The organism is Streptomyces sp. NPDC111802 (assembly GCF_055634335.1).
The window spans coordinates 1-19,852 of record NZ_JBVKCZ010000077.1 but is presented as its reverse complement, the minus strand read 5'-3'; the positions used below and the strand labels follow the sequence as shown (position 1 = coordinate 19,852).

The following is a 19,852-nucleotide window of genomic DNA, read 5'->3' as shown; positions in this document are numbered from 1 at the left end:
ACCAACCACGCACTCCCAGTAACGTCCACTACTCGCTGAAAGTTGCCAGACACCCGCCGCTACCTGCAGAAACGTCCTAACTCACCGGCATTGCCCTGTGCGCTATACGTTGAGAGTGGCAAGGAGAGAGCTCTCCTTGCCTTTGCCTTTGTCTATGGGCTTTGCCGTCAACACCCCTCGCGCGGGCCGTTGGTCATGCCAGGCGGCTCAGCAGGACGCGTGCCTCGTCCCTGGCGGCGGCCACCGCCGGCTCGCCGAGTCCGCACAGCCGCAGACACGACGACGCGATGGCGTCCGTGTCGGCCGCTTCCGGATCACGAGAACGCCGTATCTGGATGACGACTTCCACCAACTGGATCAGCAGTTCCCCGATCCGCTCGGGCGGCATGCTCTCGTTGACGCCCCTGGCCGCCGCCAAGGCGCCGAGAGTCCCGTAGCTCCGCTGCAGTTGGTCCCGGTCGGCGCGGAAGGCGTCGAACCGCTCGGCCAGCACTTCCGGCAGCAGATAGAGCGTGCCGATGTTGTACGGGGTGCGGGACAAGGTGCGTACGTCCGTCGCGGCCACCGCGTAGAGGGCCGCGGCCGCACTCGCCCGCTCCGGCACCCACGCCTGGATGCGCTCCACCATCTCCAGGCTCGGCCGCACCGATGTGGCCAGCAGTTCGGCGAGGATCTCGTCCTTGGTGGCGAAGTGGTAGTACAGCGACGCCTGCCTGACGCCCACCCGCTCGGCGATCATGCGGGTGCTGGTGGAGGCGATCCCGTGTTCGACGAAGAGCGCACCGGCGGCGTCGAGGATCTGTTCCCGGCCAGAGGCGTGGGGGTCGGACGGCGGCGTGTGCCGGGGTCTTCCTTGGCGGGGCCGCGTAGTCATGATCTCATCCTGCCACCTCGGCCAACGGCTTCCGGCAGTGACCGGCGCCGGGCTGTCCGCCGGTGCCGCCCGCGGTCACGTGGATGCCAGATAGGCCCGCCAGCCTCCGAAGCGGGTGATGTCGGGCGCGTCCTCGACGGCGTACGGCTCGACCAGGAAGCCGCTGATCCGCCGTCCGCCGGCCAGTTCGACGGTGCCGATGGTCATCGGCGCGGGCACGGCGGCGGTCAGGGTCCCGAACCCTGCTGCCGGCAGCCGCCAGATCTCGCCCTCGATGCCTGAGCCGCCGTCAGCCGCCGTACCACCGTGTGCGCCGGCTGCGGCATCCGGGCCGCCCTCGGCGATCCGGACCAGGCCCGGCTTGGGCGGCTGGGTGGCCAGGGCGTGCAGCCGGTAGTTGCCGGCGGTGCGCGCCGGGCCCACCAGCGTGCCGCCTGCCTGAACCAGCTGGGCGTTGAGCGGCTGTCCGGTGAGGTGGGCGCCGACCACGAACAGGTCGAGCCCCGGATCGGCGAACCGCTCGGCCAACGTGGCCAGGGCCCGGTCGGAGAACGCTGGACCGGTGAGCATCACGCCGAACGGCAGGCCGTCCACGAACCCTGCGGGAACCGCGAGCGAGGCGTAGTCCAGCAGGTTGGCGAAGTTGGTGAAGCGGCCCATGCGGGCGTTGGCGCCGACCGGGTCGGCCGCCACCTCGTCGAGGGTGGGATGCCAGGTGGTGGTCGGGGTGAGAAGCGCCGCGCAGTCGTCCAGGGCCGCACGTGCGGCTGCGCCGAGGGCGGCGAGCCGGGCCGTGTCGGCGGCCCATTCGACGGCGGTCTTGTCCCGGCCGGCCAGGATGATGGCAGCGACGGTGGGGTCGAGGTCCGTACCGATCAGGTCGCGGTGCTTGTCCAGGTGCTCGCCCACGGCGGCGTACCGCTCGGCCACGAACGCGCCGCCGTACAGCAGTTGCGCGGCCTCCAGCAGCGGAGTGACATCGGCCTCCACGATCTCCACTCCGGTGCTCGCCAGGCGGGCGACCGCGGCGGCGAAGGCCGCGAGCCAGCCGTCGGCCATGCCCTCCAGGTGCTCTGGGGCCGGGACGGCGACCCTGGGGCGCGCGGGCGGCGGCGGAAGCTGGGTGCCGGTGCGCGAGAGCGGGTCGGCCGGATCGGGGCCCTCGACGATCTCCGCGGCCGTGCGGGCGAGCCGCAGGTCGCGGGCGAAGACGGTCACGCAGTCGAGGGTGTAGCAGGCGGGGACCACGCCGGTCACGGGCACCAGGCCCTTGGTGGGTTTGACGCCGACGATGCCGTTGAGGGCGGCGGGCACCCGCCCGGAGCCGGCCGTGTCGGTGCCCAGCGCGATGTCGACGATGCCCAGCGCGACCGCGACGGCGGACCCGGAGGACGACCCGCCGGAAATGCGTGCCGGATCCCAGGCGTTGCGTACCGCACCGTGGGGGCTGCGGGTGCCGACCAGGCCGGTGGCGAACTGATCCAGGTTGGTCTTCCCGAGCACCACCGCGCCGGCCGCGCGCAGCCGTGCCACCGAGGGCGCGTCAGCGTCCGGCCGGTAGGCGTAGGACGGCGCGCCGGCGGTCGTGGGCAGACCGGCGACGTCGATGTTGTCCTTGACGGCCGCGACCAGGCCGGCCAGCGGCAGATCCGGATCGATCCCGGCGGCCTCGGCGAGCGCTTCGTGGCGGGGCCTGAGACGGATCCAGATCTCGGGCCGCCCGGCGGACTCGATGCGGTCGTAGGCCGCTTCGACGCGTGCGGCCGGGGTCATGGCGCTCAAGCCTTCACCGCCGCGAGGACCTGGCCGGCAGCGACCTGTTCACCGGGCTTTACATAGATCTCCAGGAGTGTTCCGGCGGCTGGGGCACTCACTTTGGACTCCATTTTCATCGCCTCCAGCGAGAGGATCGGGTCGCCCTTTGCGACGGTGGTGCCCGGCCGCGCGACGGTCTGCCAGACGGTGGCGGTGAACGGTGCGGTGACCGGGATCGCGCCGTCCGGGACGGCGATGGCGTCGGCGGCCGGGGGTGCGGGGTCGTCGTCCCGATCGAACTCGCCGGCGGCCCGCCAGCGTTCCTTCTCGGCCTCGAACGCCGCGCTCTGCTGCTTCCGGAAGGCGGCGATCGTGTCGGCGTTGTCGGTCAGGAAGGTGTTGTACTCGGCGATCGAGAAGGTGCCCTCCTCCGTGTCGAAGGGACCTCGGCCGGCGTCCGTCTCGGCGCGCAGTTCGAGGAGTTCCTCCGCGGTGACCGGGTACCACTCGATGCGGTCGAAGAAGCGCAGGGCCCACGGAGAGTCCTGGAACAGGCCGCCCCTGCGGAACCGGTTCCAGATCTGCACCGTGCGGCCGACGAACTGGTATCCGCCGGGCCCTTCCATGCCGTAGACGCACAGGTAGGCACCGCCGATACCGACGGAGTTCTCCGCGGTCCAGGTGCGGGCCGGGTTGTACTTGGTGGTCACCAGGCGGTGCCGCGGGTCGAGCGGGGTGGCCACGGGGGCGCCGAGGTAGACGTCACCGAGGCCGAGGACCAGGTAGGAGGCGTCGAAGACCGTGCGGTAGACGTCGTCGGCGCTCTCCAGGCCGTTGATACGGCGGATGAACTCGATGTTCCACGGGCACCACGGGGCATCGTCGCGCACCCCGGCCATGTACCGCTCGATGGCGAGACGGGTCGCCGGGTCGTCCCAGCTGAGCGGCAGCCGCACGGTACGGGAGGGGACCACCAGCTCGTTGGTGGGAGGGACCTCGTTCTCCAGTTCGCGCAGCAGGGCGGTGAGGTCACGGGCCTTCAGCCGGCGGGCGTCGGTGTGGATCTGCAGTGACCGGATGCCCGGGGTGACGTCCACGACGCCGTCGGGCGCGTGCGCGGCGAGGGTCTCCTGGAGCGCGTGCACGCGCATCCGCAGGCCGAGGTCGAGCACCATGGGGCCGTACTCGACGAGGATGTTGTCGTCGCCGTCCCGGCGGTAGGTGACCGAGGGGCGGGCCTCGGTGGACTCCAGGCGGCCCAGTACGCCGTCGTCGCCGTCTCCGCCCGTGCCGATCAGCGTGGGCGAGGCGCGTCGGGCGTCGAGGTCGGCGGCTTCGGCCTCCTTGACGGGTACGAACCGGACACTGTCGCCGGGGCGGAGCTGGCCGAGCTTCCACAGGTCGCCGCTGGCGACGACCGCGGGGCAGACGAACCCGCCGAGGGACGGGCCGTCCGGCCCCAGGATGATCGGAGTGTCGCCGGTGAAGTCCAGGGCGCCCACTGCGTACGGCGTGTCGTGGATGTTGGAGGGGTGCAGCCCGGCCTCGCCGCCGTCCTGGCGGGCCCACCGCGGTTTGGGTCCGATCAGGCGGATGCCGGTGCGGGCCGAGTTGTGGTGCACCTTGTAGTCGGTGGCGTAGAGGGTGTCGATGTCCTCGCGGGTGAAGAACTCCGGTGCCGCGTGCGGCCCTTCGGTGACACCGATCCACCAGTGCGAGGTGATCGCGGGACGGCGCTCGGGCGGGGTCGGGCCACCGGCGGCGGCAGTGGACGCCGCGGGCCGCAGCACGTCCGCGGCGAGCAGCGCCCGGCCGCCATGGCCGCCGAAACCGCCGAGGGTGAACGTCGAGGCGCTGCCCAGGTATTCGGGCACGTCGATGCCGCCCCGGACGGCCACGTAGCTGCGCAGGCCGGGCCCCTGTGCGGCACCGAGGGCCAGGGTGGCGCCGGCCGGGACGGGCACCTGCTCCCACAGGGCCGCCGTGGTGCCGTCCACGGTGACCGGGACCGGGGCGCCGGTGACGGCGACCACGGTGGCGGCGGAGAAGCGCAGGGTCAGGCCGCCCGCGGTGACTTCCAGTGCGGGGGACCCGGCCGGGTTGCCGACGGCCAGGTTGGCCTCGGCGAAGGAGACGGGGTCGAAGGGGCCGCTCGGCGGCACGCCGACGTGCCAGTAACCGAGCCGGCCGGGAAGGTCCTGGACGGTGGTCATCGGTCCCGGCACCAGGACGTCGATGCGCGGCTCGGGGTCGTCGGTGGTGGCGAGCGTGCTGGTGCTGTGGACGGCCCCGCGCACCTCGCTGCGCACGGTCAGCGAGCGCAGCAGACCCAGGTTGGTGACGATGCCGTCGACCCGGCTCGCGCCGAGGGCCTCGCCGAGCACGTCGAACGCGGTGTCGCGGGTGGCGCCGTGCGCGATCACCTTGGCGAGCATGGGGTCGTAGTACGGCGAGATCTCCAGGCCTGTCTCGGCGAAACCGTCGACGCGGACGCCGGGCAACTCGTCGCTGCCCTGGCCGGGGAAGACCGCCCGGGTGATCAGGCCCGAGGAGGGCAGCGAGTCCTTACCGGGGTCCTCGGCGTAGACCCGGGCCTGAACGGCATGCCCGGTGGGCGTCCACTCCCGCTCGAACACCCCGTCATCGACCCGGCCGTCGCGGGCCAGGGCGAGCATCAGCTCGACGAGGTCGACGCCGTACGCCTCCTCGGTCACCGGGTGCTCGACCTGGAGCCGGGTGTTGACCTCGAGGAAGGCGGCCTCCTCGCGCAGTGGGTCGTAGACGAACTCCACGGTCCCCGCTCCGCGGTAGCCCACCGATGCGAGCAGCCGGCGAGAGGAGTCGTGCAGCAGGGCCCGGACACGGTCGGGCAGGGCCGGTGCCGGAGCCTCCTCGATCACCTTCTGATTGCGGCGCTGAAGCGAGCAGTCACGGTCGCCGATGACGGCGATCCGGCCGGTGCCGTCGCCGAAGACCTGCACCTCGACATGGCGGGCCGGGCGCACCAGGCGCTCCAGGAACACGCCGGCCGATCCGAAGTTGGACTCCGCAAGGGCGGCCACGCGGGCGAAGGCATCGCGCACCTCGTCGGTGGTGACACAGGCCTGCATGCCGATGCCGCCGCCACCGCCGGTGGCCTTGACCATCACGGGCAGCCCGATCGACTCGGCCGCGGCGACGGCCTCCTCGGCGCTCGCGAGCAGTTCCGTCCCGGCCAGCAGCGGCACCCCGGCCGCCTTGGCCAGGGCGCGGGCGGTGTGCTTCTCGCCGAAGGCGGTGATCTGGTCGGCGGTCGGGCCCGCGAAACGCAGACCGGCTTTCGCTACGGCGCGGGCGAAGGCGGCGTTCTCGGAGAGGAAGCCGTAGCCCGGATGGATGATTCCGGCGCCCTGGTCGAGCGCGGCCTCGATGATCGCGTCGCCGCGCAGATACGAGTCCCGGGCGGGCGCCGGGCCGAGTCGGACCGCGTGCTCGGCCTCGCGGACGTGCGGGGCGGCCCGGTCGGCGTCGGAGAAGACGGCGACGGTGGCCAGACCCATCCGGTGGGCCGTGCGGATGACACGGCGGGCTATCTCACCGCGGTTGGCGACGAGAACGGTGGCGGGGCGGGTCATGCGGCAGCGTCCTCCGGAGTGCTGGTGCCCTGCAGGGCACTCGCGGGGCCGCGCGGGTCCACGACGATCATCCGTAGCGGGGTCGGATTGAAGTCGTTGCACGGGTTGTTCATCTGCGGGCAGTTGGACACCATCACCAGGACGTTCGTCTCGGCGCGCACCGCGACACGGCGGCCGGGCGCCGACATGCCGTCGACGATTCCCAGCGCGCCATCCGCCTCGACGGGCACGTTCATGAACCAGTTGAGGTTGGAGACGAGGTCCCGCACCCCCAGGCCGCGCCGGGAGGCTTCGGCGAGGAAGTTCTCGCGGCAGCCGTGATGGAACATCACATGGTGGCCGTAGCGCAGGGTGTTGGACTCCTTGCCGCAGGCGCCGCCGATGGTGTCCTGACGGTCGATCTCGTTGGCGACGACGGTCATCAGGGGGCGGCCCTCATTGCTGCGCAGGACCGTGCCTGTGCGCACGTAGGCGTTGCCCTGCCAGGCCAGTGTGTCGGGGACGCTGTAGCGCTCCTGGGGGTCGTCGGCGTTGAAGAGCAGGCAGTCGGCGGACTGGTTGCCGCCGACGTCGACGATCGTCAGGACGTGCCCCTTGTTCACCACCGCCGACCAGGGCGCGTTGGGTGCCAGGTTCTCGTCCAGGACGACGGCGCCGTCGACCAGGCTCGCTCCCCAGTCAAGGGCGGAGCCCTCGGCATACACGGCACCGACCGGGACGGTGGAGGCGACGGTGCCGCCCGAGGCGGTGGGGTAGGCGTTCACGGTGTTCAAGATGGTCGCGGCGGGCACGGTGTTCTCGGTCTGAGTGGTCGCCATGTCACAGCCCCCGGGCTTCGCAGTAGTCGACGGCGTTGAGGTACGCCCGGTGCAACTCGGGCGTCGCGGTGAACCGCTCCTCGTGGGGGCCGGTCGCGGTGCCGCGCCAGGCGTGTACCCGCAGAGGCCCCACGATGTATTCGGGGCGCGGGTCCAGCGGATGGGCGACGTTGGCGACCAGCACCAAGAGGGGCATTTCCGCGACGAGTTCGACATGCGCGCCCGGGCCGGCGCTGCCCCGCCAGGTGAGGGCGCCGTCCGCCTCGACGCGTACGCCCTGGAAGAAGGACACACTGGGCGGAAGGTCGCGCCGGCTCAGGCCGTGCTTGGCGGCCGCTTTGACGAAGAGGCCTCGGCCTGACGGGGACGGTCCCTCGGGACGCGCGTCCCCGTACCTGCGTTCGTTCCAGGCGTCGGTGGTCGTGCCGCAGAAGGCGTCGTGCCGACTGGAGGAGTCGCCGGTGACGACGGCCAGGACCCGGCCGTCGCCGGACAACAGCGGGTGGTTCAGGCCCAGGTAGGCCTGCCAGGGGATCTTCTGGGTGTCGGCGACATTGAGTCGCTCGACCGGTTCCAGGGCGTTGAAGAGGAGCAGATGCGCGCAGGCGTCACCGGTCGGGTCGTCGAAGCGCAGCCGGCTGCCGCGGGCGAGGATCTTGTGGGTGTAGCCGCCGGGCGCCACCGTCTCCGCCCACACCAGGGCGTCCCGGTCCACTCCCGGCGGGCAGTGCGGGCTGGTGGACGCCGGAAGATACGGCATCCACTCGCCCGCCCGTCCGCCCTGGGCACGGGCGTCGTCCCGGGCACTGCGGACACTGCCCGTCAGGTGCAGGTCACGGACACTGGCGGGGGTCTCCCCGGTGGCCTGCTGATGGAGGGGGTTTCCGGTGGGTGGCTCGTTGGGCTGCTGCTCACGGGCATTTCCGGTGGGGTGCCGACCGTGCGGAGTGCCGGCCGTCGGCCCTTCGGTCGTCGTCATGGGTGTGCCGTCGTCCTTTCGTCGGTGCGCCGTCGACGCGTCCGGTGGTGCGTGGCCGGGGTGTGCCGCCGAGGCGTCAGGCGGGCTCGGGGACGGCCTCGGCAGGCGGCTCGGGGTGCGTGTGGGGGACGTGCCTCAGCTCGATACGGCGGTGCAGCCGGCGGGCGAGGAAGTAGCCGGCCCCGACGGCGAGGCTGAGCCCGATGGAGAGCAGCGCGCTCCATTGCAGCCACCAGGTGCCCTCGGTGAGGTCGTAGATCTCGGCGCGCGGCCACAGCAGGTTGACCGCCATGCCGACCTGGAAGACCACGGCGAGCGCGTTGACGACGGTGCCCCAGCGTCCCAGCGAGAACAGCGGACGGCCCGTCTCATCTACGCCGTCCGGGAGACGGTCGGTGCCCCGGTACCGGATCCGGGCGACCAGCAACGGCAGCGTCACGCCCAGGTAGGCCAGGTAGAGCATGGCGATGCAGAGGCTGGAGAGCGCGGTGAAGATCGCCGACTGACGGACGTTCACCAGGAGCGCGATCGCGGCGCCCACGCCCACCACGATCGAGGTGATGACCGGCGTGCCGGTGCGGGGCGAGACCTTTCCGAGGTACCGGTGGAAAGGCAGGGCGCCCTCGCGCGCCATGGAGTAGATCATGCGTGCGCCGGAGGTCTGCACGGCAAGGGTGCAGGCGAACACCGCGACCGCGACGCAGCACAGCAGCAGCCGCCCGAGAACGTCCCCGAGCCGGTCGGTGAGGACCCAGGCAAGGCCGCCGGTGGCCAGGTTGCCGTCGGTCAGGCTGCTCGCCGCCAACAACCCCGAGAGGATCAGCAGCGCGCCGCCGACACCCGAGATGATCAGCGCCCGCAGGATGGTCCGGGGCGTGGTCCGGCGTGGGCTGTGCGTCTCCTCCGCCAGCTCGCCCGCCGAGTCGAAGCCGACCATGACGTATGCCGCCATCAGCGACGACGCGAGGAAGGCCCCGAGGTAGCTGCCCTCCCCGGCCCAGCCGGTGTTGTGCACCACCACCTGCGGGCCCCGTTCGGGCAGGAAGAAGAGCGCCAGCACCAGTGCGATCACACCGACGATCTCGATCGCGACGCCGACGCTGGTGGCGGCGGCCATCTGGCGGATGCCGAGGATGTTCACGATTGTGGTGATCACCAGCAGGAGGCAGCCGAGGAGGACCGCGTTCTGGGCGCCGGTCGGGGAGGCGACCGACGGGTCCGCGTCCGGTCCGCCCACGATCTGAAAGGCGGACCAGATGCCCGGCAGCACCGCCTGCGCGGCGATCGCGGCTGCCGCGACGGTGAGGATCTGCCCAATGATCATGATCCAGCCGGTAAACCAGCCGACCGTGGTGCCGGCCAGTCGGCTGGACCACTGGTAGATCGCTCCGGAGATGGGCCAGCGCGCCGCCAGTTCGGCGAAGCAGAGCGCGACCAGCAGCTGGCCCACGAAGACCAGCGGCCAGGTCCAGAAGAACGCCGCCCCGCCGAGCCCGAAGCCGAGGCCGAAGAGCTGGAAGACGGTGGTGAGGATCGAGACGAAGGAGAAACCCGCGGCGAATGACGCGAAGCTGCCCATCCCGCGGCGTAGTTCCTGGTGATAGCCGACGGGAGTGGCGCCGGTCATGACGCTGTCGACGGGATGTGACGCAGGGGTGAGCTCAGATCGGTTCATCACCGCACCTCCGAACGGGGGTTACCTGTCGAGTGACAGGTATTGCGATGGTGGGGCGGAGTGGTCTCGCGGCCGAGTCGCGGGCGTTAACCTCGCGTAACCGGGCCCTCTCATACGGGAGACCGTTCGAACTCCCCGGTGAGAACCGCCTGTTGCCGACCCTGAAAGAACTCCGGTCACCGATCCGACCACCGGCCGAGGCCCCGTACAGCCACCTTCGTTCTTGGCCCTGGGTGAGGGCGTGCTACGCCTCAGCCTCCGTGAGGGCTTGTTCGGCCCAGATCACCTTGCCCTGCGGGGTGTACCGGGTGCCCCAGCGCTCAGCCATCTGCGAGACCAGGAACAGGCCCCGGCCGCCCTCGTCGGTCGTCGCGGCGTACCGCAGATGCGGCGAGGTGCTGCTGGCGTCGGAAACCTCGCAGATCAGCGCACGGTCGCGGATCAGCCGCACGTGGATCGGCTCGGCGCCGTAGCGGATGGCGTTGGTGATGAGTTCACTCAGGATGAGTTCCATGGTGAAGCCGAGCTCTGACAGGCCCCATGCTTCGAGTTTTCCGGACACGGCGTCGCGCATCTCCGAGACCGCCGCGGGGTCCGGACGGACATCCCAGTCGGCGATCCGGTCGGGCGGCAGTACCCGCGTGCGGGCGACGAGCAGGGCGACGTCGTCCTTGGGGCGCTCGGGGAGCAGACTGTCCAGCACGCTCTGGCAGGTCTCCTCGGGCGGACGTCCGGGGTGGCCCGTCAGCGCGTCGCGCAGCAGCTCCATCCCCACGTCCAGGTCGCGCCTGCGGTCCTCGATGAGGCCGTCGGTGTACAGGACGAGCTGGGTTCCCTCCGCGAGGCACAGCTCCGCGGTCTGGAACGGCATGCCGCCGAGGCCGAGGGGCGGACCGGCCGGTACGTCCGGGAAGGTGACGGTTCCGTCGGGCTGGACCAGCGCGGGTGCCAGATGCCCCGCACGCGCCACGACGTAGCGGCGGGTCACGGGGTCGTAGATCCCGTACAGACAGGTGGCGCCCACGACGCCCGTGGCACTCGCGGCTGTCTCGTTCTGGTCGATGCGGCCGACCAGGTCGTCCAGATGGCTCAGCAACTCGTCGGGCGGCAGATCGAGGGTGGAGAAGTTGTGCACCGCGGTCCGCAGCCGTCCCATCGTGGCGGCGGCGTGGAGGCCGTGGCCGACAACATCACCGACGGCCAGTGCCACCCGGCTCCCCGGCAGGGGAATCACGTCGAACCAGTCTCCGCCCACGCCCGACTGGGCGGGGAGGTAGCGGTAGGCGATGTCGAGGGCATTCTGCTCTGGCATGGCCTGCGGCAGCAGGCTGCGCTGCAGGGTGACCGCCATGGCGTGCTCGCGGGTGTAGCGGCGGGCGTTGTCGATGCTTATCGCGGCGCGGGCCACCAGTTCCTCCGCCAGCGACAGGTCCTCCTCGTCGAAGCGCTCATGCTCTTGCGCGCGCCAGAAGCTGGCCATGCCCAGCACGACGCCACGGGCTTGGATGGGGGCCGTGATGAGGGAATGGATGCCGTAGTCAATGATCGCCTCGGCGCGCTCCGGGTCCTGCACGCGCCAGGTCGTGGCGGCCGGCAGATCGCTCACCAACTGGGAGCGGCCGCTGTCGAAGCCGCGCGCGTGGGGCGTGGCGGGAACGTAGTCGAAGAGCCGGCCCTGTTCGGTGAGCGGATGGTCGTCTCGGATGCCGCATACGGCCGCGCGTCGCATCTCCGTCGCGGTGGGGGACGGCTCCTCGCCGTGCAGGACGGCGTCGGCCAGGTCCACGGTGACGAAGTCCGCGAAGCGAGGAATGGGTACGCGCGCCAACTCGTCGGCGGTGCGCAGCACGTCCAGGGTGGTACCGACGCGGAGTCCGGCGTCGTACAGCAGCCTGAGCCGCTCCCGTGCCACCTCCGCCCTGCCGGTCAGCGCCTGCAACTCGGTGGAGTCGCGCAGCGTCACCACGGTTCCCCTGGGGCCTCCCTCGCGATCCGTGGGCCGCTGGTTGACCGCGAGCAGCCGGTCTCCGGCGAGGTGCACCTCGTCAGTGGCCTCGCGCCCGGAGGCGAGCAGTGCCTTCGTCTCGGGATCGATGCCCGGCAGCTCCCGGACGAGCCGTCCCTCGACGTCAGGGGGCAGCTCCAGCAGTCGTCTGGCCTCGTCGTTCGCCAGCATCACCCGCCCGTCCGGGGCCACGATCAGCACCCCTTCCCGAACGGAGTGGAGCACCGTGTCGTGGTGCTCGTACATCAGGGTCATCTCGTTCGGGGCCAGGCTGTGTGTCTGCCGCCTCAGTCGCCTGCCCACCAGTGCCGTCACGCCGGTGGACAGCGCGAGCGCGACGGCCCCGGCGCCCAGGATGATCGGTAGTTGCCGGTGCACCTGACTTTCGACGTTCTTGACCTTCATCCCGGCCGAGACGAGGGCCACCACCTCGCCGTCGGCGTTCTTGATCGGGACCGTGGCCTGCACCTCGCGGCCAAGCGGGCCGTTGACGCTCTCCACGAAGAGCTTCCCCGCCAGCGATGGTCCGATCTCGCCCACGAACCGCTTTCCGATTCGGTCCGGCAAGGGGTGCGTGTACCGGATGCCCTCGGTGTCCATGACCACGATGAAGTCGACCTCGGCTGCCCGGCGTGCCGCCTCGGTGAGCGGCTGGAGAATCTTGCTCGGGTCCGGGGTCCGCAGTGCCGCCAGGACGCCTGGTGAGTGCGCGAAGGTCTGTGCCACGGCCGTCGAGCGGTGCCTTGCCTCGGCGCTGGAGTCCCGCTCCGACTGCAGGACGAGGGCGATGACGGCGCAGGCTACGAGCAGCACCACCAGGGCCACCTGGAAAACCAGCACCTGCCCGGCCACGCTTCGCGGGCTCTTGTTGATCAGCCGCTTGACCGATAGGTGTCGAGAACGGGCGAATCGATTCGCCATGCGACCTTTTTAACACCGGTGATCCAAGTGGGCCAGGGCCCGCCCGCCGGATCCACGCCTGGCTGACCTGGGGCGTCTGTGCAGCCACGCTTGCATGACCTCGGTTCCTCCGGTCATGCCCGTCTGCCGTGGACCCTGGTATGTGGCGCGTGATTTCTCCGCGCCCGATGTCCGCTTAGCCCGATATGATGCATTTTGTGATCATGTCTGCACGGCTTGGGCGCCGTCGTCCCGCCTACAGCGTCCGATGGGATGCCGTCCGGCTGTCACCCGTGATCCTGACCGTCCTCATCGCCGGCCTGGCGTTCTCCACACCCAGGGAGATCGCCGTCAGCCGCCTGCTGCCCGCCGCGCCCGCCCTGGCAGCCGCGATGTGGCCCGTACTCCCCACGGTCCTGCTGGGGGCATTCAGCCTGCTGATCATGATCGTCCTCAGCTTCTTCTACACCGACCTGGGGACGCAGTACACATCTGCCGCGATCATCGCGGTCACCCTGGCCGCCGCATACGGGAGCCATGTGCGGCTCCAGCGAGAGGAGATCCTCTTCCATGTTCGACTCGTCGCCGACGCGGCCCAGAAGGTGCTCCTGCGCCCGCTGCCGCGCCGCATCGACGACGTCGAGATCGAGTCGCTGTATCTGGCGGCCCAGGAACAGGCCCGGATCGGCGGCGACTTCTATGAGGCGCTCGGCACACCGCATGGGATCCGGCTGCTCATCGGCGACGTACGGGGCAAGGGACTGTCCGCAGTGGGGGCGGCCTCGGCGGTGATCAGTTGCTTCAGGGAAGCCGCGTACGACGAGCCCGACCTGAACGCCATCATCCACCGCCTGGAAACCACCATCACCCGCCACAGCGCCACGTTTCCCACCCAGGACCAGCCCGAGCACTTCGCCACAGCTCTCCTCGCCGAGATCCCGCACGAGGGCGGCCGCATACGCCTTCTCAACTGCGGGCATCCCCCGCCGCTGATCGCGCATTGCGGCAAGGTGCGGGTCCTGGAGCCCACCGTCCCCTCCCCGCCCCTCAACCTCGCAGCACTCATCGGTGACCGCTACTGGGTCGACGTCGTTGCCTTTGCCCCGGGTGACCGGTTGCTGCTGTACACGGACGGCGTATCGGAGACCCGGGACCACGCCGGCCAGTTCTTCCCGCTGGCGGACTGGATGCGGGGGCAGGGCCTGGAGCAGCCTCGCGAGCTCCTCGACCGGCTGCACAGGGATCTGCTCCAGCACAGCGGCGGAAGGCTCGACGACGACATCGCGGCACTCGCGTTGAGGTGCTCGGGCGCGCAGGATCGGGGGGCGGTCGGGGCGGAGGGCTGAGTCTTCATGTCCCCGCCGCCGTGAGCGCGCTGCGGTGCTCGTGCGGCTCGACATGCTGGAACTGCTCCAGGCTGTCCGGTGCCGGAGACTCAACCATTCCCATGTCCCGGACAACGACGCCATCAGGGCGTCAGGCATGATCTGACCGCCGCTTGTGAAAGACGTGACGGCCTGGTGCGACCCGTCGCAACGAGTCCGCTACGGCATCCTCACGGGGCGCCATGGCCGACTATCTGCAACCCGTGAACGACATGATCGGCCCGCCCGAGAACCGCTAGGCCCCGCATTGGGAGCGGGAGCGGACGGATGACCCCGAGTCCCCCCCGGCGGCATCTGCGGGTTGTCCCACCTTGTCTTCGGAACCCGGGAGGGCTCGATCCCGTTGGCCAGTTGATGGGTGGGCGCTGGGGCAGCCGCGGTGTCGGGATGATGACGAGGGCGGCGTCAGGGCCGGCAGGGCCATGCCCCCGTCTGCTGGGCCGCTACTCCTCGTCGGAGGTGGTGGGGAGCGTACGGCCGGGCTCCGGGCCCTCGCCCTGCAGCAGGCGGGCGTGGAGCACGTCACCGATGAACAGGTCGTACACCAGCACCCCGATCACCCCGCCGACGAACGGCCCGACGATCGGAATCCACCAGTAGCCGCTGAAGGCACCGGACAAGCTGCCCGGAAACGCCAGATCCTCCCAACCCGCCAACCAGGTGAACAGACGCGGACCGAAATCGCGGGCCGGGTTGATGGCGTACCCCGCGTTCGCCCCGAAGGACATGCCGATGGCCGCCACCACGAAGCCGATCACCAAGGGACCGAGGTTCGCCTTCACGGCCGTGTTACGCAGGTCGATGATCGCCACCACCAGCATGACCAGGAATGCCGTGCCGACCATCTGGTCGATCAGCGGACCCCAGATCCCGCCGTGGAAGTACGGCGCCGGGAAGGTGGCGAAGATCGAGAACGACGCGAGTGTGTGCCCGCCTGTCTTGGGCCCCTTCATGGCGTCGTCGAACGTGTTGATGGCGTCGTGATACACCGCGTAGACCAGCGCCGCCCCGGCCAGGGCGCCGAGCACCTGTGACACCCAGTACGGGACGACCTTGACCCAGGGAAACTTGCGGCGAACGGCGAAGGCCAGCGTCACCGCCGGATTGATGTGCGCTCCGCTGACGCCGCCGGCCACGTAGATGCCGAGGATCACGGCCATGGCCCAACCCCAGGTGATCAGCAGCCAGTCCCCGGCTCCGAGGAAGAACGTGGTGGGCCCCGCGGTACGCCCAGAGCCCGGCAGCGCTGCCACTGCCATCGCCACCACGCCGGTACCGAAGGAGATGAGGACGAACGTCCCAAGGAACTCCGCCATGCACTCGCCTGGCAAACCCGCGCGCTGCCGGAACCTAGATGGCTTGACCAGAGGTTTGATCTCCAATGCCATGTGATCCTCCCAGGGCTTGCTGCGGTCACGTTCGAACGCGGTAGTCACGTCGTAACTCGGCTCGTGAGCCGCTGCAACCGCAGGAGACTCCGATACGGGCTCCGGCTGCCACTGCCACAGATGAACCGTCCGTGGCACCGTGGGCCCGCGACAGCGCCCCCGGCTGGTGCCGTCGCAGGGCGCTCTGAGCTCCAACGTCACATGCCGACCGCCAAAGCGCGATCCGACCAGCTCGCCCGTCCGTCCACGTCACCACCGTGAGCGGCGCCGACGACACCGTCTGCCGCTTCCGCCACGCCCTGTGCCCTTCAGGGACCGCTTGGACCGGCGAGGGACCAGGTTGTCATTGCGGCCAATGACGATCTAGGGCGGACGCCCTGCGTCTGCCGTCGGCACCTCCCCGGCGGCAGAGACCAACTGGGGTCGTCAGGCTCGCCGGCCGCTTGAGACCCAGCTAGCCGCGTCCGTTCCCTGCCAGACCATGGCCTCACCCCGCGTGAACACAGCCCCGACACTTGCGGAGCTAATCGCACAGTTGAGGGTCGAGAACCTGCCGGTGCGCAGCGCTGGGCTGAGGTGCATTCTGAGAAGTGGGGCCTTCAGGTCACTCGCCGGGCCGGCCGTCGGCGAGCAGCGGCCTTCTCGAACAAAGGAGCAGGTCATGCCGTCCCTGCACTTTCATGTGAACTCCTCGATGAGCCCATCCGAGGTGATGGGGGTACTGACCAACTTCAGCCCCTCCCGCGTCGAGGAATGGCCCTCCATCGACGCCGAGCATTTCCAGGTCCACGAGCGGGGAGACACCTGGGCCGAGGTCACCGAGGGAAATGACAAATCGTGGGAGCGGGCACGCTACGAATGGGATCCATCAACGAACGAAGTCACCGTCACCACTCACGACTCGAAGCCCTTCGGCTCGGGTGGATGGAAGTTTGAGTTGACTCCCACGGATGAGGGCACCCTCGTCGACGTCAGACTCGAACGGCATCCCACCTCGTTCAAGGCGAAGATGCTGTCTCCGGTCATTCCCTTCGCCGGTCCGGTGTTCCGCAAGTCCTTCAGGGAGCCCCTGCACACCAAGTAGCCGCACCGCCGATGGCAAGAGCCGCGGCATACGGGCCACTCATGCCTCCTGGAGGTCCAGGCGGTGCAGCCCCTTGCGGTCGTAGTAGCGGGTCATGGCGAAGCCGAAGAGCAGGGCGACGGCGAGGCCGATGGCGATCATGATCCAGCCGCGGGTCAGGCCGGCGTCGGCGCGGGCGTCGAAGTAGAGGATGGCGCGTACGCCGTCCGTCACCTGACGGAACGGTTCGAACAGGGCGAGGAAGCGGTAGAAGCCGGGGACCGCCTGGAGTGGGACCGTCGCTCCCGATGACGGTAGGGCCAGGGCGATGAACACGAACATGGACACCACCTGGCCGATTCCGCCGAAGGCCGCGTTGATGGCCTGCACGCCCAAACCAACGGCCAGGCTCGCGCAGTACGAGAAGATCCACAGCAGCGGCAGATGTGATGCGTCCATGCCCAGGATCGCGACCGTGACGACCATCGTCAGGCTGGTGGCAATCACGACGATGCCCGCGGTCATGATCATTTTCAGCAGCAGCGTCTGCGTACGGCTGATCGGGACCGTCGGACGTCGCGAGTGCCAGGGCCCGATCTCGTTGTCGGTGTAGCCCAGGCCCGCATCGACGCCGTTGTTGATGATGTTGCCGCCCACGAACGCGGTGAGCACCAGCAGCAGCGTGTAGTAGAAGGCGGTCAGTCCCAGGCCGCTGTGGCGGCCGATCGGGTGACCCACCCGGGTGGTGACCGTGACCGGGTCGGCCAGGAGAACGCGGAGCGTCGCGTCGGAACCCTTGTCCGCCGCCTGCGCGGTCAGCTGACGGCCGATCACCAGGGAGCTCCGGTGAGCAGCGCGCTGGGAGATCTGGCTGGCCAGGGACGAACCGAGGCTACCCAACCCGGGGTTGGTGAGGATGGTGAGGGTGGGCCGTACCGTGGCGCGGGAGGTCGTCAGAGCCGCCACCGACGTGGTGAAGTCGGCGGGGATGACCAGGGCGCCGTAGATCTTGCCCGCCGCCAACTGGTCCTGCATCTGGGCCTGGTTCAGCCTGCGCCACTGCACCGCGTTCGACGGGGTCGATGTGATGACCGCCCGGCTCAGCTGCTCTCCCACGGGTTGTTGCTGTCCCGGCAGAGGTGGGCCCTGGTCCGCGTCGACCAAGGCGATCGGCAGATCGCGCAGGCTGCCGTTCGGATTGACGATGCCGCCCATGTAGAGCAGCGACAGGAACAGTGCCACCAGAACGGACAGGATGGTCGGCACAAGCCAGAGCTTTCCGTGCCGCGCGACGACGACCGCCCGTGCGCGCGGCGGCTGCTGCCCGGACCCCGCTGATGTCATGGCACTCCATCCGGCTCCGATCCAACGCCGCGCCGGCCTTGCCGTGATGTCGATCGTCGGACTGCGGCCGTGGGCCGGGGCCACAGCTCACCCCACTGGGATCGGTAGCGGCACCGGGGACGCTGTCAGCGACGATAGCCTTCCCGCAGCCGACCTCCACTCCACGACACGACCGCGACCTGATAAGCACGCGGGGGCTGTTGCTCGGATGATGAGCTCGACGTGTCGGTTTCGACAGAGATGCAGATCGGGCCCGACGATCGCCCCCCGGCCGCGGCGGTTCCGCCATCGACGTAGGCCGGACCATGCCGGTGGGAGCCGTAGAACTCGGCCTGTCCGTCTGGCCCGACCCGCGCCGACGTTACCGCGCAAGGCGCGTCGAAGAACGACCGCCAGCACGCGCAGTGCGCGGTTGGTGTGGTGCAGGGGCGGTCGCCGATCCAGTCGCGCCCTGCCCGTCGACCACCGCCGCTCTCTGTCGACCACTTGGTAGGGTGCGTAGCTTGCACCGCGTGGAGTTATGGCAGCGCTCAAACGGGAGAGGCCAGGCGACGATGCAGGCGTCAGAGGTCCCGCGAGCGGCGGCCGCGGCCATGTCGATCGCCTCATCACTTGACCTGACAGTCGACGACGCGATCGTTCTCCATGACTCGAACAAGCTCACTCTGCGTCTGCTGCCATGCGACGTCCTGGCCCGGGTGGCACCTGTAGCGCATCAGGTCGCGCAGTTCGAAGTCGAGCTTGCTCAGCGGCTCGCCCAATCCGGGTGCCCTGTGGCTGCTCTCGAACCTCGAGTGGAGCCACGTGTCTATGAGCGTGATGGCTTCGTGGTCACGCTATGGACCTACTACGAACCCGTGCCCCTTCGAGAGGTCTCACCAGCCGACTACGCCAATGCGCTCGCGCGGCTGCATGCCGGCATGCGCAAGCTGGATGTCCCGACGCCGCAGTTCACGGATCGAGTCGAGCAGGCTCAACAACTGGTGGCGAACCACGACCGCACTCCGGCGCTCGCCGACGCGGACCGGGAACTGCTCGGCGACACATTACGAAGCCTGAGACGAGTGATCGGCGAGCGCGGCGTTGCCGAGCAGCTGCTGCACGGCGAGCCGCACCCGGGCAACGTGCTCACCACGAGGAACGGGCTGCTGTTCGTAGACCTTGAGACGTGTTGCCGTGGGCCCGTCGAGTTCGACCTCGCCCATGCGCCCGAAGCAGTCAGCGAGCAATATCCGGGTGTCAATCAAGAGTTGCTGCGCGAATGCCGGATTCTCGTGCTGGCGATGATCACAACGTGGCGCTGGGATCGAGGCGACCAACTCCCAAACGGGCGTCAGCTGGGCACACAGTGGCTCGGCCAGATCCGAGCAGCACTCGATCGCAACGGCATGGATAGCCATGGCTGATCGAGGACCCTTGAGGTCGTAGCTGGCTGGCTGTTGATGTCGGGATCTACCGGCCTCCGTCGAGACAAGGCGAAATTATCCGCAGAGGCACACTGGCCGCGCTCCGCCAGGAGCAACAAGGTTGAGCGCTTCTCATCCAGGTCGAGCGGCTCGGGTCATCGATGGTCTCGCTGAGACAGGCGTGCGCCAGGAGCGGCGTGAAGTCTGGGTTCTGTTCGGCCGATCATGTGCCTACTAGTTTTGTGAGTCAGGAGTTCCTCCTATATGTGTAGGCTTGCAGCATGGCTCGTATGGGGCGGCCGAAGGCCGAGTTGGTGCTGTCAGTGGAGGAACGGGCGGCGCTTGAGGGGTGGGTGCGGCGTCGCTCGACCCCTCAGGCATGGGCTCTGCGGTGCCGGATCATCCTGGCCTGCGCGGATGGCATGTCCAACAAGGATGTCGGTGCCCTGGTGGGCATGACGGGGCAGTCGGTGGGGCGGTGGCGGGCGCGTTTCGTCGAGCATCGGATCGCCGGTCTGGGTGACCTGCCCCGATCCGGTGGCCCCCGCTCGGTGAGCGACGAGCAGATTGCTGCGTTGGTGAAGCGGACGTTGGAGTCGACGCCGAGGAATGCCACACACTGGTCGACGAGGGCGATGGCCAAAGA

General features: G+C 69.6%; 13 protein-coding genes. 4 read left to right on the top strand and 9 right to left on the bottom strand.

The features are described from left to right. Window positions 1-193: 193 nt before the first annotated feature. The 7 genes from ACZ7NC_RS41810 to ACZ7NC_RS41780 form a co-directional block, all read right to left on the bottom strand. The gene (locus ACZ7NC_RS41810) at window positions 194-874 is read right to left on the bottom strand and encodes a TetR/AcrR family transcriptional regulator (RefSeq protein WP_471496953.1); all 681 of its coding nucleotides are present in this window, start codon (window positions 872-874) and stop codon (window positions 194-196) included. A 75-nt stretch (window positions 875-949) separates the two neighbouring features. Continuing rightward, on the bottom strand, window positions 950-2,647 hold the full coding sequence (locus tag ACZ7NC_RS41805; RefSeq protein ID WP_471496959.1) for an allophanate hydrolase: 1,698 nt from the start codon (window positions 2,645-2,647) through the stop codon (window positions 950-952). 5 nt (window positions 2,648-2,652) lie between these two features. Beyond that, window positions 2,653-6,243, bottom strand: coding sequence for an urea carboxylase (gene uca / locus ACZ7NC_RS41800; RefSeq protein WP_471496951.1), 3,591 nt, complete (start codon window positions 6,241-6,243; stop codon window positions 2,653-2,655). Next, entirely contained in the window at window positions 6,240-7,061 is an 822-nt protein-coding gene (locus ACZ7NC_RS41795) for an urea amidolyase associated protein UAAP2 (RefSeq protein WP_471496948.1), read from the bottom strand. Before ACZ7NC_RS41795 ends, uca begins: the two co-directional genes overlap by 4 nt. A 1-nt stretch (window position 7,062) precedes the next feature. Next, the gene (locus ACZ7NC_RS41790; protein ID WP_471496946.1) at window positions 7,063-8,040 is read right to left on the bottom strand and encodes an urea amidolyase associated protein UAAP1; all 978 of its coding nucleotides are present in this window, start codon (window positions 8,038-8,040) and stop codon (window positions 7,063-7,065) included. A gap of 76 nt (window positions 8,041-8,116) precedes the next feature. Continuing rightward, the gene (locus ACZ7NC_RS41785; protein ID WP_471496944.1) at window positions 8,117-9,715 is read right to left on the bottom strand and encodes an amino acid permease; all 1,599 of its coding nucleotides are present in this window, start codon (window positions 9,713-9,715) and stop codon (window positions 8,117-8,119) included. Window positions 9,716-9,959: 244 nt separating this feature from the next. Next, the gene (locus tag ACZ7NC_RS41780) at window positions 9,960-12,641 is read right to left on the bottom strand and encodes a SpoIIE family protein phosphatase (protein WP_471496942.1); all 2,682 of its coding nucleotides are present in this window, start codon (window positions 12,639-12,641) and stop codon (window positions 9,960-9,962) included. A 203-nt stretch (window positions 12,642-12,844) separates the two neighbouring features. Between ACZ7NC_RS41780 and ACZ7NC_RS41775 the strand changes: the two genes are divergently transcribed. Further along, the gene (locus ACZ7NC_RS41775; protein ID WP_471496940.1) at window positions 12,845-13,966 is read left to right on the top strand and encodes a PP2C family protein-serine/threonine phosphatase; all 1,122 of its coding nucleotides are present in this window, start codon (window positions 12,845-12,847) and stop codon (window positions 13,964-13,966) included. Window positions 13,967-14,448: 482 nt separating this feature from the next. Here ACZ7NC_RS41775 and ACZ7NC_RS41770 read toward each other — a convergent pair whose 3' ends face one another. After that, entirely contained in the window at window positions 14,449-15,393 is a 945-nt protein-coding gene (locus ACZ7NC_RS41770; protein ID WP_471496957.1) for an MIP/aquaporin family protein, read from the bottom strand. Between the two features lie 661 nt (window positions 15,394-16,054). Here ACZ7NC_RS41770 and ACZ7NC_RS41765 point away from each other — a divergent pair. Then, window positions 16,055-16,477, top strand: coding sequence for an SRPBCC family protein (locus ACZ7NC_RS41765; protein ID WP_471496937.1), 423 nt, complete (start codon window positions 16,055-16,057; stop codon window positions 16,475-16,477). Between the two features lie 39 nt (window positions 16,478-16,516). Here ACZ7NC_RS41765 and ACZ7NC_RS41760 read toward each other — a convergent pair whose 3' ends face one another. Beyond that, the gene (locus tag ACZ7NC_RS41760; protein ID WP_471496935.1) at window positions 16,517-17,800 is read right to left on the bottom strand and encodes a YhgE/Pip domain-containing protein; all 1,284 of its coding nucleotides are present in this window, start codon (window positions 17,798-17,800) and stop codon (window positions 16,517-16,519) included. Window positions 17,801-18,354: 554 nt separating this feature from the next. Here ACZ7NC_RS41760 and ACZ7NC_RS41755 point away from each other — a divergent pair. Together ACZ7NC_RS41755 and ACZ7NC_RS41750 are read left to right on the top strand one after the other, a co-directional pair. Next, window positions 18,355-19,206 (top strand): phosphotransferase enzyme family protein, encoded by an 852-nt coding sequence (locus ACZ7NC_RS41755; RefSeq protein ID WP_471496955.1) that lies wholly within the window; start codon window positions 18,355-18,357, stop codon window positions 19,204-19,206. A gap of 281 nt (window positions 19,207-19,487) precedes the next feature. Further along, a partial coding sequence (locus tag ACZ7NC_RS41750) for a helix-turn-helix domain-containing protein (RefSeq protein ID WP_471496932.1) occupies window positions 19,488-19,852 on the top strand: 365 nt, incomplete at its 3' end.